Genomic DNA, 16,907 nt, shown 5'->3' on the forward strand with positions numbered 1-16,907 from the left:
AATACCCTAGTGATATTATTTGAACAATAAAAATATGCTTAAAAACTTCGAAATGGGTTAAATTTAATGTAAAAAGCGGCCATTGGGCCGCTTTGAGTATTGACTTTGATTGTTCGTATTAAAACTTATATTGCAAACTCACGCGCGCATTAAGCGGCTCGCCGGTGGCAATATTGTTGTCGTTGTGTGCTGACGGGAAATAGTCTTCATCGAATACGTTTTCCACGTTTAGCTGAAGTTTTACGTCTTCGCTGTAATCGTAATACACTGCAGCGTCTACGCGAACAAAGTCAGGCAACTCAACGGTATTATTTAAAGAGGCATACTGCTCAGATTGATAAATCACGCCTAATGCAACACGCCATTTATCGTTAACTTCATACTGGTTCCATAACGTCAGCATGTGTTCTGGTAGCTGTGCTAAGTCGCGATTTGCCAGTGCGCCGTCTACAATGCGGCCCATTTCTTCGCCATCAAGGTTGCTATACCCAGCATTTATTACCCAACGCTCTGAAAGCTTGCCCACCACTTGCACTTCAAAACCTTTGGTTTCGGTGCCAGTTAAAATAGACGCTTCTGGATTGTTAGGATCCTGCGCTGTGCCGTTTTCACGTTCAACTTCAAATGCCGCCGCGGTTACGCTAAGTGAGTCAGAGAAATTCCATTTAACGCCAATTTCTTTATTTTCAAATTCTTCAGCTTCCAGCGCTTGGCTTGTAAGCGACAAGGAAAGGAATTGATCACCTGAACGAGGTAAAAACGATTTGCTGTAACTGGCGTAAATCGAAACTGATTCTGCTGGCTTGTAAATTAGGCCTGCACGAGGAGACACTTGTGAATCAGAGCTTGAAAGAAAACCACTGTTACCATCGTCGGCACCGTTAGCTACTTCAATACTGTCTACCACATCGATATCAAAATTATCGTAGCGAAGACCGGCAACCACAATCCAATTCTCGTTAAGCTTAATTTCATCTTGCACGAACGCTGAGGTAAAGGTGACGTCTGACGCACGATCTCTTACTGGGTCTGTCAGCGTCATTGAAGGAATAACCAATGGGTCGCTAAACACAAAGGATACTTGGTCGTCTTGGCTGTCTGCAAAAAATGCATCACGACGAGCATTTTCTGTATCTTGGCTGCCGTACTCCATTCCTGTTAGTAAGGTATGGTTGATATCACCTGTTGCAAACTGCCCGATAAGGTTTAATTGAACCAACGCATTCTCACGAGTAGTGGTATCGCGATAACCGTCTAACGTAACCGTACCTGCATCAGCGTCAAAATTAACGGGGTACAAGTTTTGATAAGCTTTGTCATAGTCAGCAAACTGAACGGTACCGTTCAAGTTCCAATTCTGCGATAGTGCATGATCAACTCGAACACGGGCAATATGTGCTTCAAGGGTAGTATTGTTGAAATCTGGATCACCAAAGTAGGTGTCGTCATAGCCTTCTAGCGGCGCACCATCTAATGAAGGTATACCTCTATCGACTAAACGGTCATCGTTCACGTATTCGTAAGATGCAACCACCGTGGTGTCGTCGTTAGCCATCCATGTATAGGTAGGGTTAATGGCGTAACGTTCACCATCTTTAAAATCACGATGATTATCAATACTGTCAAACACACCGTTAAAACGAAAAGCATTGTTCGCATCTATGGATTTATTGGTATCTACACTAATAGAACCCGCACCAAAGGTATCAATACCTGCTGACAAAGTGGTGAAATCTTCTGCACTACTGGCCACTTTAGTCACACGGTTAACCACGCCACCGCCACCACCACGGCCAAATAAAAGCGCGTTCGCGCCACGCAATATTTCAACGCGCTCTAAATTATATAGCGGGCGAAAGTACTGAACGTCGTCACGAAGACCATCAACAAAGAAATCCGCAGTGGTGTTCTGACCACGGATAGTCACTTGATCGCGATGATCTTCACCCAAGCCAATGCTCACACCTGGGGTGTATTGCATAACATCAGCAATGCTAAACAATGCTTGTTCTGAAATTTGTTCTGCGCTTACAACAGATACTGACTGCGGCACGTTAACTAATAGTGTAGGGGTTTTAACCGCTGTGGCGACTTGTTGGCCAAAGAATGCGCCGCGTACAGTAATACGCTCAACACTTTCTTCTGACTCAGTTATATTTTCTTGAGCCAAAACAGATGTGCCATAAAGTGCTAATAGAACAGCAGTAGAAATAGTTGCTTTACCAAGTTTCAAGCAAGTCTCCTCGAGTGATAATCCAAACAGTATTGAAAATGATAGATATTCTTATTTAGAACGGATTCTAGTCAGATTTTTTGGTAATTAAAAGGTGTATTAATAAAAATTAAACTTTTGTTATAAATGCCTCCGTCAGCTTAACGAGACAGTTTATTGAAACCGGCCTTTCGAATGGGCTCAGTACCTTCAATGGAATTTACGTCAAGATGACAAGTTTGCGATTAAGGCATAAAGTAAACCTTCTTCTAGCTATGCTTAATCAGAGTATTAATACCATCATGTTGCATTACCTCGACTATACCCCCGAGTTGGCCCCCCATTTCGACCGCATAAATAGAGAGTGGATAACCAAGATGTTTCATTTAGAGAGTATTGATGAGGCTGTTATTGGTTACCCGCAGCGCAACATTATCGACGAAGGCGGATATATTTGGTTTGCTGAACATCCCGACTTTGGCATTGTAGGTACATGCGCATTAATGAAAAAAGGAGAAGGAGTATTCGAACTTACTAAGATGGGAGTGGTCAGTGAAGCCAGAGGATTAAAAGTAGGGGAAGGCTTGTTACAGCATGTGTTGAATCACGCCCCTGCCATTGCTTTTAATACACTATTTCTTTTAACCAATAAGAAGTGCGAAGCCGCCATTCATCTTTATGAGAAAAATGGCTTTGTTCATTGTGAAGAAATCATGCAAAAATTTGGTTGTGCTTATGAACGCTGCGACGTGGCAATGTATTATAAAGGTACTGTCACCAACTGATGGGTGAGTAAAAAGACGCTCAATCAATATGCTATGGCGACGATTTATACTAATGATGCTTTCAAACAGCCCCACGCCCTCTGCAAGACTTTGCATGAGATGTGGTACACTTCTCCCGTTTTAATTTCATAGGATTACAGAATTCATGTCGTGGATGCGAAAAGCCCTTTTGTCGCTATTTCATTATCCTGTTAAGTTGCTGGTTAAAGCCCACAGCATTCCCGTAAACGTAGAAACTGAGCTTGGCATTGATAAGTCGAAGCCCATCGTTTACTTGCTTCCAGCAAACTCGGTAACCGATCAATTAGCGCTTAGAATGTCAACAGAAGCACTAGGCCTACCGAGCCCGACTGATACGCTTACGTTGGCGGGTAGAGAATACCCTTCTACATTGTTTTTGCGTAAAACCCAGCCGATATTTCGTTCACAAGCAGACGATACGGGTATTGAAGATGTATTTACTGACTTGTTTCATTTGCACAGAGATCATCATCAATTAGATCTTCAAGTGGTTCCGGTGTTTGTAACCTGGGGCCGAGCGCCTGGCCGAGGAACGCCAGGGTTAGCCGATCTTATTGCCGACAATGCAGCGCCAAGTTGGCTAAGAAAACTCTTTATTGTGATGTTTTTAGGCCGCGATAACTTTATTAATTACTCAAAAGCGGTATCGGCTCGCGCCATGTCAAATCAACATGGCAGTGATAAAAGCATTGCACACAAGTTAGTACGTGTAGCAAGTACTCACTTTCAGCGTAAACGCCAAAGCATGACTGGCCCTACCTTGTTGGAGCGCCAAGAGTTGAACAACAGCGTACTAGGTTCTGATGCCGTGCGCCGCGCTATGGCTGAGGAATCGCGCAGTAAAAAAATTACTCATGAAGCGTCGAAAGACAGAGCGCAATCATACGTTACCGAAATAGCGGCTGATTACCGCGAAGGACTTATACGTTTTGGCGACCGACTGCTTACTCGCATTTGGAACAAAATTTACAATGGTATTAGTGTTGGCCACTCTGAACGTATTCGAGAATTAGCCGCAAACGGCCATGAGATTGTTTACGTGCCTTGTCACCGCAGCCACATGGATTACCTTTTGCTGACCTACGTGATTTATCATGAAGGTATGGTAACCCCTCACATTGCCGCCGGTATTAACCTAAACTTCTGGCCGGTGGGTAAGATTTTCCGCCGTGGTGGTGCCTTTTTCTTACGCCGAAGCTTTGCAGGTAATAAGCTATATACCGCCGTGTTCCGCGAATATTTAGAGTTACTTTTCAATAAAGGCTATTCAGTTAAGTATTACCCTGAAGGTGGCCGCAGCCGAACTGGCCGACTCATACCGCCCAAAACAGGCATGCTAGCCATGACCATTCAGGCCATGCTGAAAGGGGTAAACAGGCCAGTTAGCTTGGTGCCAGTCTATATTGGTTACGAAAACGTGATGGAAGTGAAAAGTTACCTGAATGAGCTTAAGGGTACTAAGAAGCAAAAAGAATCGAACTGGCAAGTGTTCTCGGCTATTCGCAAGCTTAAAAACTACGGTCATGGTTATGTAAACTTTGGTGAGCCTATTCAGCTGAATCAATTTTTGGAAACCCATGTGCCAAATTGGCGTGACTGCCGTGATGCTGAGCCAGAGAAAAAGCCGGCATGGTTAACGCCAGCGGTAAACGAGCTGGCTAACAATGTAATGACCAGAATTAATCGTGCAGCAGCGGTTAATGGCATGGCGCTAACGTCACTGTGTTTGCTGTCATCGAAAACACAAACCATGAGTGAGTCTGAGCTTAAACAAGCGATGGGCGACTTTATTAGTTTGTTCAAGAATGTGCCTTTCAGTGCCGATGCCACCATACCTGATGCTAGTGCGAAGGAATTGTTTGACGATACCTTGAAGCTTGGCAAGTTTGAGGTTGAAGAAGACGACTATGGTCGGTTAATTAGCCCCAAACCTAAGTCAGCGGTTTATCTGACCTACTATCGCAACAATATTTTGCACTTATTTGCATTGCCGGGCTTAATTATGGCCTGTGTATTTGCTCATAAAGGCACAAGTAAAGCGACAGTATTTCAGTTAATTGCTGCGTTATACCCACTACTTCAACGCGAGTTATTTTTACACTTGTCTCAAGACGAAGCCCTTACTCATACCGATGCGCTTATTGATGCATTAGTCGACCAAGGTCTTCTGCGAGTCAAAGAAGGTGATTTACTTCCACCAGATGCTCAGCAAAAGCAATTTCATTCAGCATGGCTATTGAGCCGCTGCATGCAAGAAACCTTGCAGCGTTACGCGGTAGTGCTGACTATTTTGGATAAAGAAAAAGTGATTAGTCGCGGGGCACTCGAACGCACCAGTCGCCAAGTGGCAGAGCGTTTATCTACCCTTTATGGGTTAAGCTCCCCAGAGTTTTACGATAAGAACGTACTGTCTAGCTTTATTAGTGCGTTAAAAGATAACCATTGGTTAGATTCTACTGAAGATGGAAGCCTGAAATACTCTGAAGAGTGTGAAGCGCTTCGCGAAGACGTGATGGCACTAGTATGGCCTGAAATGACTCAGCATCTTGAGAATGTGGTATTGCATAACTAGTTTACTTCGTCGATTGGAATGCAGCTAGCTACTCGATAATCGGCTGCACACTGAAGAGACTGTTATCGATGACACAAAAAAGCCGAAACGTTACATCGTTTCGGCTTTTTTATTGATTTGGAATACGCTTTACCTCGCCCCAAGGTAAGCCATGCTTAACTTGAAGCGAGGTAAAGCGAAAACGGTTTGCTCTTTACTTAGATGGTTGTGACAAGAAGAACTTATAGGCAGGATCTTCTGTGACTTCATCTACTTTGTAGCCAAGTTCAATAACATGCTCATTGAAAGCCTCTCGGCTTTCAGGGGCAATATCAAACCCAACCAACACTAAACCTTCTGCTGCCCCGTGGTTGCGATAATGGAACAAAGTAATGTTCCACGATTCACCTAAGGTGTTTAAGAAGGTTAGCAATGCGCCAGGGCGCTCTGGAAATTCAAAGCTGAACACTTGCTCGTTTAGAATGGCCGGTGGTCTTCCACCTACCATGTGACGAACGTGTAGTTTAGCTAATTCGTTATTGGTTAAGTTAAAGCACTGGTAGCCTTTATCTTCTAAGTCGCTTTGCAGGCTTAAGAACTCTTGCTGGCCGCCTTTTAATTTAACCCCAACGAAAATATGGGCTTCGTCATCATTCGCGTAACGATAGTTAAATTCGGTAATGGCCTTTGCGCCAACACATTCACAAAACTGCTTAAATGCCCCTTTGCGCTCGGGTATTTTCACCGCGAATACAGCTTCTTTTTGTTCGCCAAGTTCACAGCGCTCAGACACATAACGCAAAGTATGAAAGTTAATGTTGGCACCGCATAAAATGCCGCCTAGCTTCTTACCCGTAAGGTCGTGCTGCTTGGCATACTTTCGAATAGCAGCTACAGACAACGCCCCTGCAGGCTCAGCAATAACTCGGGTATCATCAAAAATATCTTTAATGGCACCACAGATTTCGTCGTTGCTTACCGTCATGGTTTCATCAATTAAGCGATTGCACAGCCTAAAGGTTTCTTGCCCCATCACTTTAACGGCAACGCCATCGGCAAAAATACCTACGTTTTCAAGCGCGGTGGGCGAGCCTTCTTTTTGCGCTAAGGCAAAACAAGCAGACTCTTCCGATTCAACGGCAACAATTTTAATCTCTGGCTTTAATTGCTTTAAGTAAACCGCAATACCGGCCGCTAAACCGCCACCGCCTACCGCAACAAATAAAATATCTAGGTTAGGGTTTTGCTCTAGCAATTCCCGTGCAACGGTTCCTTGACCCGCAATAACATCAGGGTCATCGAAAGGCGGTACAAAGGTGTAACCATGTTCTGCACAAAGCGCTTTCGCGTGACCACTAGCTTGATCGAAGCTAGTGCCGTGAAGGACAACATTTACATGGTCGCCGCCAAAGCGACGTACTGCATCAACTTTGATATCAGGGGTAGTTTCAGGCATCACAATGGTGGCCTGAATGCCCTTGCGCCTAGCGCTGTACGCCAAACCTTGTGCGTGATTACCCGCTGAAGCACCGATAACACCGGCACTAAGCTGTGCTTCGCTTAACGAACTTATACGGTTGTAAGCGCCACGTAACTTAAATGACTTTACCGGCTGCTGATCTTCACGCTTTAAGAATATTTCATTGCCTAATTCGGCAGACAACAACGACATGTAAGAAAGCTCACTGCTTACGGCTACGTCGTAAACAGGGGCTAATAGAATTTTCTTTAAATAGTCGTGATCGCTAACGGTCATAGATTTTCCAGTTTCGATACATCACGTACTGCGCCTTTATCCGCACTGGTGGCCAATGCAGCAAAGGTTTTCAATGATGTTGATACTTCACGAACGCGATCTTTCGGACGCCAAGGCTTATCGCTGGCTTCCATTTTCGCGCGACGCTCTGCGAGCTCTTCATCGCTAATAGCGATGTTGATACTGCGATTTGGAATATCAATTTCAATCTTGTCGCCGTGCTCAACTAAACCAATACCACCGCCACTGGCAGCTTCTGGCGAGCAGTGACCAATCGATAGACCACTAGTACCGCCCGAGAAACGGCCATCGGTAACTAACGCACACGATTTACCTAAGCCTTTCGACTTCAAGTATGAAGTGGGGTACAGCATTTCTTGCATACCCGGTCCGCCACGTGGGCCTTCGTAACGAATAAAGACCACATCGCCCGCTTTCACATCGTCAGCCAGAATACCGGCAACGGCATCATCTTGGCTTTCGTAAATGCGTGCAGTACCAGTGAACTTCAAGATAGAGTCATCAACACCAGCGGTTTTAACAATACAGCCATCTTCGGCCACATTACCGTATAACACGGCTAGGCCACCTTCTTGGCTAAAGGCATTTTCAACTGAGCGAATACAACCATTCTCACGGTCGCTATCTGCTTCATCCCAACGACAGCTTTGGCTGAATGCTTGGGTAGTACGAATACCGGCAGGGCCTGCACGGAAAAATTTAATCGCGTCGGCATTGTCTGGGTTGGTGATATCCCAGTCTGCAATGACTTCAGTCAGCGTCTTACCTAACACATGGTTTGCATCACCATGCAGTAAGCCACCTTTGTTTAATTCATTCAAAATACCTAATACGCCACCTGCACGGTGTACGTCTTCCATATGGTATTTCGGGGTAGACGGTGCCACTTTACAAAGGTGGGGAACCTTACGTGACAGTCTATCGATGTCGTTCATAGTGAAAGGTATTTCACCTTCCATTGCTGCTGCTAACAAATGCAAAATGGTGTTAGTTGAACCCCCCATGGCAATGTCTAAGCTCATGGCGTTTTCAAAGGCATTAAAGTTAGCAATGTTACGTGGCAACACGCTTTCGTCATCGTCGCCATAATAACGTTTACATAGCTCTACTATTTGCGAACCTGCTTTTTTAAACAAACCTTCACGGTCAGCGTGGGTCGCTAGCATTGAACCGTTACCCGGAAGCGATAAGCCGAGAGCTTCCGTTAAGCAGTTCATTGAGTTTGCAGTAAACATTCCTGAGCATGAGCCACAGGTAGGACATGCAGAACGTTCGATTTCGTCGGTATCAGCGTCACTCACTTTATCGTCGGCAGCGGCTACCATGGCATCCACTAAGTCGAGTTTGATGATTTGATCAGAAAGCTTAGTTTTACCCGCTTCCATCGGACCGCCTGATACAAACACAACAGGTACGTTTAAGCGCAATGACGCCATTAACATTCCTGGCGTAATTTTGTCGCAGTTTGAAATACATACAATGGCGTCGGCGCAGTGCGCGTTCACCATGTACTCTACTGCATCAGCAATAATTTCACGGGAAGGTAAGCTGTAAAGCATGCCACTGTGGCCCATAGCAATACCATCATCTACCGCGATAGTATTAAATTCTTTTGCTACACCACCGGCGGCTTCAACGCTTCGTGCCACTAATTGACCCATGTCTTTTAGATGCACATGCCCCGGCACAAACTGCGTGAAAGAGTTAGCAATAGCAATAATAGGTTTACCGAAATCAGAATCCTTCATTCCCGTTGCACGCCATAGAGCGCGTGCGCCGGCCATATTTCTACCTTGCGTAGTCGTTGCAGATCGTAACTTGGGCATAAAATCCTTCCCGTTTAATAAATAGCTAAATTAATTACTTGTAGACCGGTGTTAACCAGTTCCATTTGTCTTCAGTAGTACCGTTGAAAAGACCGAAGAACATATCTTGCACTTCTTTGGTGATTGGGCCACGGCCGCCCGCACCTACTTCAATTCCATCTACACTGCGTACTGGCGTTACTTCTGCCGCGGTACCACACATGAAGACTTCATCCGCTAAATACATAGCTTCACGAGGAATGTTTTCTTCGCGAACTTCGTAGCCTTTGTCTCTAAGTAGCGTCATGCACGTATCACGAGTAATACCTGGAAGAATGGCTGCAGTTTTAGGCGTAGTAATCACAATGCCGTCGCGAATAACAAAAATGTTTTCGCCTGCACCTTCACTAATGTAACCGTTAGTATCAAGGGCAATACCTTCACCATAGCCATGACGACGGGCTTCCATCGAAATAAGCTGTGAAGACAAGTAGTTACCACCGGCTTTAGCACCAGTTGGCATAGTGTTCGCTGCTAAGCGGTTCCAAGAAGAAATACCTGCATCTACACCATTTTTAAGGGCTTCTTCACCTAAGTAAGCGCCCCACTCAAATGCAGCAATGGCAACTTCAGCTTCTGTACCAAACGGCACTTGAAGTCCCATACCAATATCACCGTAAAACGCGATAGGGCGAATGTACGCTGATTTCAATTTGTTCTCACGAATGATATCAAGGGTAGCTTGGTTAATTTGATCTAGCGTATATGGAATGGTCATACGATAGATTTTCGCTGAATCGAACAAGCGACGGTTGTGATCGTTTAAACGAAAAACACAAGTGCCTTGATCCGGCGTGTTATATGCGCGTACACCTTCAAATACAGACGAACCGTAATGAATAGCATGCGTCATTACGTGAACAGTAGCGTCTTTCCAATGTTTCAGTTCGCCATTAAACCAAATATGTTCGGCAGGTTGCTTAGCCATGAGTAATCCTTCAAAAATTGAGCGTAAAGCCCGAACCGCGTATCGCGGAAATATTAATACCGAGACGAATGATACATGACAGTGCGCGAGCGCCCAATACGCTGGATGCAATACGCGACGCGCGGACACATAAATTTACGCATCTGTGCTTTATCACTGACATTGAAACACTGTCGTTTGTCGTAAAAACAAAGGACATCTAGTAAACAAAATGAGCTTATGCCATTGAGTTTAAAGATTTAATTGACGAGCACCACCCAGTTCCTTGGATGAATGCTAAAATGAATGGTTGTACAATAGGGCTATGGCTTTTTCACCCCAATTAAACGTGAATTGGCCGTTACACGATTAATATGCGCAAAGAAATAGCATGAAACCGTTGCCAAAATCAAGTATTTTGCGGCTCAAACGCGTATTTCACGAGATAAATAAGGGTATCGCGATACAATGATAGACTGGTTTCACTGGTTAAATTTAGCAGGGGTAGCAGTGTGTGCTATTTCTGGCACCCTAATGGCCTACCAAAAACGAATGGATGGGTTTGGCGTTATTGTCTTGGCAAGTGCCACCGCCATTGGTGGCGGAACATTGCGAGACATGATGTTGGATGTGCCTGTATTTTGGATTGCCGATAACGATTACCTGTACACCACGCTGATTGCTGCTTTTATTCCTATCATTTGGTTACGAGTTAGTCCGCGCTTCCCTTATCACTATTTGCTTATTGCTGACGCCTTTGGATTAGCGCTATTTAATGTAGTGGGTATTGAAAAGGCCTTAGCCAATGACACAGGTATTGCAGTGGCTATTGCCATGGGAACCATTACAGGGGTATTTGGTGGTTTGTTACGTGATGTTATATGTAGAGAAGTACCATTAGTCTTAGGCGGGGAACTCTACGCAACGACCTGTATTGTGGGGGGAATGGCCTACGGTCTCGCCATGTATCTTGGCTTTGAGGCCCAATGGTGCGGTGCAGTTGCCCTTGCAACCACGGTATTAATGCGGTTAGGCGCCTTGCGCTGGCACTGGGAAATGCCGGTCTTCTATAACGAAAATTAGTCCTTCTTCTTGCCTTAAGTACAGTTTCAGCTTTTACCATGCTCACTTAAAGTATTCCCTTTAAGGTACTTCCTTCAAGAGCAACAAAGTATGAGCATGGCAGTAGTTAAAACCTTTGCGGGGCAGGGCGTGGCAGCCCCCGAGGTATCAGTAGAAATTCACTTGGCCAATGGTTTACCGGCGTTTCAGTTGGTAGGTATGGCAGAAACCAGTGTAAAAGAAGCCCGAGAGCGGGTGCGCAGTGCGCTCATCAACAGTGGATTCGATTTTCCCGCTAAACGTATAACCGTAAATTTAGCCCCCGCTGATATTCCTAAGTATGGTGGGCGTTTCGACTTACCCATTGCAGTAGGTATTTTGGTGGCATCAGGGTATCTCCCTGACACTAGCGTACTCAACATCGCCTTTGTAGGCGAACTCGGGTTAAACGGTGAAATTAAGCCAGTAAGTGGCCTTGTTCCTGTTTTAATTGCAGCAGCCGACGATGACACACCCCTTGTTTTTCCGGGGGTTAACGATGTAGAAGCCTCGTTAGTATCCTACGCGACTCGTTACCCAGCGTTTGATCTTTTATCGGTTTACGAGCATTTGGCGAATAATAAAAAACTTAATAAAGGTCAGCCCTTTAGCTCGTGTTCTTCCTCTACTAGTAGTATGGGTTGGGATGATATTATTGGCCAAACACAAGCCAAACGTGCTTTAACTATTGCGGCAGCGGGTAGCCATAATCTTCTTATGGTTGGCCCTCAAGGGACGGGAAAAAGTTTGCTAGCCAGTAGGTTACTTGCCCTATTACCCCCCATGACTGAACAAGAAGCCTTAGAAGTAGCCTCCATTCATTCGGTAAAAGGGGAAAATTTAAATGTAGAGCGTTTTTTAAAGCGCCACATGCGCAGCCCACACCATACAAGCTCTGCTGTAGCGCTTACCGGCGGTGGCTCGCAGCCTGTACCTGGCGAAATCTCGTTAGCGCATAATGGGGTATTATTTTTAGATGAGTTACCGGAATTTGGCCGCCGCGCATTAGATGTACTAAGAGAGCCATTGGAAACCGGTGATGTACATATATCGCGGGCGATGGCGAGCGCTACTTACCCCGCCAATTTTCAATTAATTGCGGCTATGAACCCTAGCCCCACCGGGGATATTGACGACAACCGTTTGACCCCACAGCAGCAGTTGAGTTATTTAAATAGGCTGTCTGGCCCCTTATTAGACAGAATAGACATACAAGTAGAAGTACCCAGGCTTGCCAGTTACGATTTATCACCACCAGTAAATTCTGAGTCTGACTCCATGTTAGATGCCAGAGAAAAGGTATTAAGGGCAAGAGAAGTGCAACTTCTTCGCCAAGGAAAGCCCAATGCACAGCTTGCCGCGGGAGAGCTTGCTGATTTATGTCAGCTAACCGATAGCGATTTACGCTTTTTACAAGCAGCTGCTAAGCAATTAAATTTGTCGATGCGGGTATTCCACCGCACCCTTAAGGTAGCGAGGACACTGGCAGATTTGTCAGAACAGCCTACGGTTACTCGCGCCCATTTAGCCGAAGCGCTAGGTTACCGCGCATTGGATACCCTAATTAAGCAGCTCAGTAGTCAGTAGCCCATTAGGTGATACTCAACAGCAAGTAGCATGAAAGCTTAATGCCTAGCCTTTATCGTCCAAGCTTATTTGTAGCTTAAATCTCTAAACACCTCATCATTAATTAGATCAGGGAGCCATTTCCAATTGTAAAAACGCGTTGATAAGCGGCTCGTTTTGCTTATCTTGCAAGCAGCATAGCCCTAGTCCATAGGGCTCAATATCATCAACTGGAATTTGGGTTACCAAGCTCGCCATACTGGAATGATCAAGCACCACTTTGGGCACAAAACCCACACCGCATTCTAACGCCACCATGCTGACAATGGCTTCATTACCTCCAACCGAAGCATACACATTTGGCCTAATAGCATGCTCTGCAAACCAGTGGTAAGCAATGCGTCTGGTAGGCCCATGCTCTGGCATGATCACCTGATGTTTAGTCCAATCTACCTGCGTCAATTGGGTTAACCGCCAGTCTCGCGGCGCAATCAGCACTAAAGGTACGTTATCTAAAGGGGAAAAATGTAAGTCTGTAGGCAAGTCAGGCGTATAAATAGCTATCGATAAGTCACATTCTTTCTGCTTTACCTTATCTATCGCTAGTGCAGGGTCGCCGGTAATTAAGCGAATATCCACACCAGGATGCTGTGCCCTAAACTGACGCAATATAGCAGGCAAATGACTTTGACTGGCCGTTACAGAACAAAACAAACTTATCTCTCCTTGCAATGAATTACTGTCTTCTCGCAAGTCTATCTTCAATTGTTGCCAGTCTTTTAAAGACTGGGTAGAGAACGAAAGCAGTTTATGACCACTATGAGTAAGCGCCACTTTACGGTTGTCACGCTTAAACAAGGTACAACCTAATTCATCCTCTAGCCTTTGTATAACGCGGCTTAGCGTAGAAGGCGACACATACATAGCTTGCGCGGTATCGCCAAAATGTAGGCTGGTGGCAAGGTGTGTAAACAATTGAAGGCTACGAAAATCCATAGTGTTTCACTTATTGCAATATTATCTTGCAAATATATCATTTTCCAAAACAAAAGAAATCCCTTAATCTGCGTAGCAAGTCGTCATAGACGAGGTCGTCAACGCCACGGTTGGTTGTTGATAATGACGAAAATGAATGTTGTTCGGAATTTTTATGGCTAATTATTTCAATACCCTATCGCTACGCCAGCAGCTAGATCAGCTTGGCCGCTGCCGCTTCATGGCACGCGAAGAATTCGCTGACGGTTGTCAGTTCTTAAAAGGCAAGAAAATTGTCATTGTAGGCTGCGGTGCTCAAGGTCTTAACCAAGGCTTGAACATGCGTGACTCTGGGTTAGATGTTTCTTATGCGCTGCGTCAAGCAGCCATTGAAGAGCAACGTGACTCTTACAAACGTGCTACTAGCAATGGTTTTACCGTTGGTACCTATCAGGAATTAATTCCTAGTGCTGACTTGGTATACAACCTAACGCCTGATAAGCAGCATGCAAGCGTTGTAGAAGCGGTAATGCCGTTAATGCAAAAAGGCGCAACACTTGGATACTCACACGGCTTCAACATTGTTGAAGAAGGCCAACAAATCCGTAGCGATATTACGGTGGTTATGTGTGCACCTAAGTGCCCAGGTACAGAAGTACGTGAAGAATATAAGCGTGGTTTCGGTGTACCAACTCTGATTGCCGTTCACCCTGAGAACGACCCTGAAAACAAGGGTTGGGATACTGCTAAAGCGTTAGCAAGTGCAACAGGTGGCGATCGTGCAGGTGTACTTGAGTCTTCGTTCGTAGCTGAAGTTAAATCTGACCTTATGGGTGAGCAAACCATTCTATGTGGTATGCAACAAGTTGCTGCAGTACTTGCCTTTGAGAAAATGACCGCTGACGGTATTGACGCAGCGTATGCTGGTGCACTTATTCAGTTCGGCTTAGAAGCTGTTACTGAAGCACTTAAAATTGGTGGCGTAACCAACATGATGGACCGCCTATCAAACCCAGCTAAAGTGAAAGCGTACGATTTGTCAGAACAACTTACTGACATGCTTCGCCCACTGTTTGAAAAGCATCAAGACGACATCATTAGCGGTGAGTTCTCTCGCACTATGATGGAAGATTGGGCAAACGGCGATGCTAACCTACTTAGATGGCGCGAAGAAACCGGTGAAACTGGTTTTGAAAACGCACCTGTCTACGAAGGTGAAATCAGCGAGCAAGAATTCTTTGACCACGGCATCCTTTTAGTTGCCATGATCAAGTGCGGTGTAGAAGTGGCCTTCGACGTAATGGTTGAAGCGGGTATCTTACCTGAGTCTGCGTACTACGAATCACTGCATGAAACACCACTTATCTCTAATACCATCGCGCGTAAGCGTTTGTATGAAATGAACGTGGTAATTTCAGACACAGCAGAATATGGAAACTACTTGTTTGCGAATGCAGCAATTCCAATTTTGCGTGAGAAATTTATGCCTACTATCGATACTTCAGTTATTGGTAAGGGATTGTCAGAAACCTCTAATCAGGTTGAAAACAAGCGCCTTGTTGATATTAACGAAGCTATTCGCACTCACGGTGTTGAGCAAGTAGGTAAGACCCTGCGTGGCTACATGACTGACATGAAAGCCATCATCGGTTAGGACAGTTTCTGTCGTTAGGTGCTTTATATAAGCCCTCTTGCCCGACCAATTTGGTCGGGCTTTTTTATGCCTGCTTGTTTTTTCCTATTCCCCGCATTCGCGAACCCGCTCTGCATATCTCACCGCAAAATAAGCCAATACAAAGAAGACAAAAAAGCCAATGCCTATGGGGTATAAATTACCGTCTAAAAAGCTATCTACGAACAGCGCAATAGGCACAGAAAACAGGCTTGAAAGGGAACCAATAATAGCAGCACCAAGCCCTGCCATATCCCCTAATGGCTGCATGGCAAGTGCGTTTAAGTTACCGAATAAAATACCCACAAAAAAGAAACCAACAAACATGGTAACAATGGTAAGCACAAGTGGCGGCAACCCATCATAGGCGAGCAATAATGCAAGATAGACAACGGCAAACCCGTTAACCCCTTTAAGGGCAAAGCGACACAAGCGGCGCATGCCGAATTTCATTACCATGGTGCCGTTGAAATAAGACGCTAAACCAATCGAGAATGCCAGCACTGCGAATATATAAGGAAACATATCGCCTACACCGTAATACACCTGAAAAATGGTTTGTGAGGCACTTAAATACGCCAGAAATGAACCGAAAATACCCGCCATCGCGAAGGTATAACCCATCACCGTTGCATGAGTAAGGATAAATTTTGATGACAAGTAAAACTGCTTAAATGAAAACGGCCTGCGTTTATATCGTGGCAAAGTCTCGCCTTGGCGACTGAAAAACCATGTACCCGCTAAGGTTGCTACAACCAAAAATAGGGTGAAAATATGAAACCACCCAAAAAAGGTCATTACTGCTTGGCCCACCATAGGCGCTATCATAGGCACAAGAATAAACACCATCATAATAAATGACATCACCCGCGCCATAGCGTCGCCCACGTACAAATCGCGAATAATCGCCATTGCGGCAATACGCGGTCCTGACACACCAAAGGCTTGTATCACACGGCCCACCAGCATGGTCTCTAAATTGGTCGCCGACATGCACACAAAAGTACCAATCGCAAAAATAAACAGCCCGATCAAAATGGTAAGCCTTCTACCACGACTATCTGCAAATGGACCGAAGAACATCTGCCCAAAGGCCATTCCCATAAAGAAAACAGTCACAATAAGATGGGTATGGTGCGGCTCGTCTACGTTTAGCGTCTCACCTATTTGCAGTAGTGCAGGCAGCATAGCGTCAATGCTTAACGCCACCAACGATGTCATGGTAGCCATCAGTGCTACAAATTCAATTAACCCTAAAGGGGGCTTTCCTTGAGGCTGGCCAGCATTAGGCGCGGTCTCGCTTGAATGGGACATAATTTCTCTATTTAACGAAGAAGGGGGTAGAAGTTGTGTTGCTCAGTGTGATGATTGCTACGTTAGTGCATCATAATTGCACGCTGAATGGGCAGAAGTGTAACGTAAAGATGAACAAAAAGCCGCCAGTTTCACACGATTTGGTCGTGGAACTTGGCGGC

11 protein-coding genes are annotated in these 16,907 nt (G+C 45.2%); 5 read left to right on the plus strand and 6 right to left on the minus strand.

Translation table 11 applies throughout. From position 1 onward, the window contains the following. Positions 1-118: 118 nt before the first annotated feature. The gene (locus ALT761_RS19775) at positions 119-2,233 is read right to left on the minus strand and encodes a TonB-dependent receptor (protein WP_129740471.1); all 2,115 of its coding nucleotides are present in this window, start codon (positions 2,231-2,233) and stop codon (positions 119-121) included. A gap of 209 nt (positions 2,234-2,442) precedes the next feature. On the opposite strand from ALT761_RS19775, the gene ALT761_RS19780 reads away from it, so the two are divergent. Together ALT761_RS19780 and plsB are read left to right on the plus strand one after the other, a co-directional pair. Continuing rightward, a complete protein-coding gene (locus tag ALT761_RS19780; protein ID WP_232043504.1) occupies positions 2,443-2,997 on the plus strand; it encodes a GNAT family N-acetyltransferase in 555 nt (184 codons plus the stop codon). A 145-nt stretch (positions 2,998-3,142) separates the two neighbouring features. Then, a complete protein-coding gene (gene plsB / locus ALT761_RS19785; RefSeq protein WP_129740472.1) occupies positions 3,143-5,590 on the plus strand; it encodes a glycerol-3-phosphate 1-O-acyltransferase PlsB in 2,448 nt (815 codons plus the stop codon). 193 nt (positions 5,591-5,783) lie between these two features. Here plsB and ilvA read toward each other — a convergent pair whose 3' ends face one another. From ilvA to ALT761_RS19800, 3 genes are read right to left on the minus strand one after another with little or no spacing between them, the layout of a single operon-like run. Continuing rightward, a complete protein-coding gene (gene ilvA, locus ALT761_RS19790; protein WP_129740473.1) occupies positions 5,784-7,325 on the minus strand; it encodes a threonine ammonia-lyase, biosynthetic in 1,542 nt (513 codons plus the stop codon). After that, a complete protein-coding gene (ilvD, locus tag ALT761_RS19795; protein ID WP_129740474.1) occupies positions 7,322-9,172 on the minus strand; it encodes a dihydroxy-acid dehydratase in 1,851 nt (616 codons plus the stop codon). Before ilvD ends, ilvA begins: the two co-directional genes overlap by 4 nt. A 34-nt stretch (positions 9,173-9,206) precedes the next feature. After that, positions 9,207-10,139, minus strand: coding sequence for a branched-chain amino acid transaminase (locus tag ALT761_RS19800; protein WP_129740475.1), 933 nt, complete (start codon positions 10,137-10,139; stop codon positions 9,207-9,209). 447 nt (positions 10,140-10,586) lie between these two features. On the opposite strand from ALT761_RS19800, the gene ALT761_RS19805 reads away from it, so the two are divergent. Together ALT761_RS19805 and ALT761_RS19810 are read left to right on the plus strand one after the other, a co-directional pair. Beyond that, positions 10,587-11,201, plus strand: coding sequence for a trimeric intracellular cation channel family protein (locus tag ALT761_RS19805; RefSeq protein ID WP_129740476.1), 615 nt, complete (start codon positions 10,587-10,589; stop codon positions 11,199-11,201). A gap of 90 nt (positions 11,202-11,291) precedes the next feature. Next, positions 11,292-12,806: a YifB family Mg chelatase-like AAA ATPase gene (locus ALT761_RS19810; protein WP_129740477.1), complete on the plus strand. Its 1,515-nt coding sequence runs from the start codon at positions 11,292-11,294 to the stop codon at positions 12,804-12,806. A gap of 108 nt (positions 12,807-12,914) precedes the next feature. On the opposite strand, the gene ilvY is transcribed toward ALT761_RS19810, so the two are convergent. Beyond that, the gene (ilvY, locus tag ALT761_RS19815; protein WP_129740478.1) at positions 12,915-13,781 is read right to left on the minus strand and encodes an HTH-type transcriptional activator IlvY; all 867 of its coding nucleotides are present in this window, start codon (positions 13,779-13,781) and stop codon (positions 12,915-12,917) included. 154 nt (positions 13,782-13,935) lie between these two features. Between ilvY and ilvC the strand changes: the two genes are divergently transcribed. Continuing rightward, complete coding sequence (gene ilvC, locus ALT761_RS19820) at positions 13,936-15,414, plus strand: ketol-acid reductoisomerase (RefSeq protein WP_129740479.1); 1,479 nt, start codon at positions 13,936-13,938, stop codon at positions 15,412-15,414. Between the two features lie 84 nt (positions 15,415-15,498). Here the strand turns inward: ilvC and ALT761_RS19825 are convergent, their stop codons facing one another. Continuing rightward, positions 15,499-16,746: a multidrug effflux MFS transporter gene (locus ALT761_RS19825; protein WP_129740480.1), complete on the minus strand. Its 1,248-nt coding sequence runs from the start codon at positions 16,744-16,746 to the stop codon at positions 15,499-15,501. Positions 16,747-16,907: the final 161 nt, after the last annotated feature.

Origin of the sequence: Alteromonas sp. 76-1, from assembly GCF_900654235.1 — a bacterium.
In the GTDB taxonomy this organism is placed as follows: Bacteria; Pseudomonadota; Gammaproteobacteria; order Enterobacterales; family Alteromonadaceae; genus Alteromonas; species Alteromonas naphthalenivorans.

Coding starts and splice junctions, on each gene's coding strand:
- ALT761_RS19780 (WP_232043504.1), top strand. CDS start 2,443: ATGACAAGTTTGCGATTAAGGCATAAAGTAAACCTTCTTCTAGCTATG.
- plsB (WP_129740472.1), top strand. CDS start 3,143: ATGTCGTGGATGCGAAAAGCCCTTTTGTCGCTATTTCATTATCCTGTT.
- ilvA (WP_129740473.1), bottom strand. CDS start 7,325: ATGACCGTTAGCGATCACGACTATTTAAAGAAAATTCTATTAGCCCCT.
- ilvD (WP_129740474.1), bottom strand. CDS start 9,172: ATGCCCAAGTTACGATCTGCAACGACTACGCAAGGTAGAAATATGGCC.
- ALT761_RS19800 (WP_129740475.1), bottom strand. CDS start 10,139: ATGGCTAAGCAACCTGCCGAACATATTTGGTTTAATGGCGAACTGAAA.
- ALT761_RS19805 (WP_129740476.1), top strand. CDS start 10,587: ATGATAGACTGGTTTCACTGGTTAAATTTAGCAGGGGTAGCAGTGTGT.
- ALT761_RS19810 (WP_129740477.1), top strand. CDS start 11,292: ATGAGCATGGCAGTAGTTAAAACCTTTGCGGGGCAGGGCGTGGCAGCC.
- ilvY (WP_129740478.1), bottom strand. CDS start 13,781: ATGGATTTTCGTAGCCTTCAATTGTTTACACACCTTGCCACCAGCCTA.
- ilvC (WP_129740479.1), top strand. CDS start 13,936: ATGGCTAATTATTTCAATACCCTATCGCTACGCCAGCAGCTAGATCAG.
- ALT761_RS19825 (WP_129740480.1), bottom strand. CDS start 16,746: ATGTCCCATTCAAGCGAGACCGCGCCTAATGCTGGCCAGCCTCAAGGA.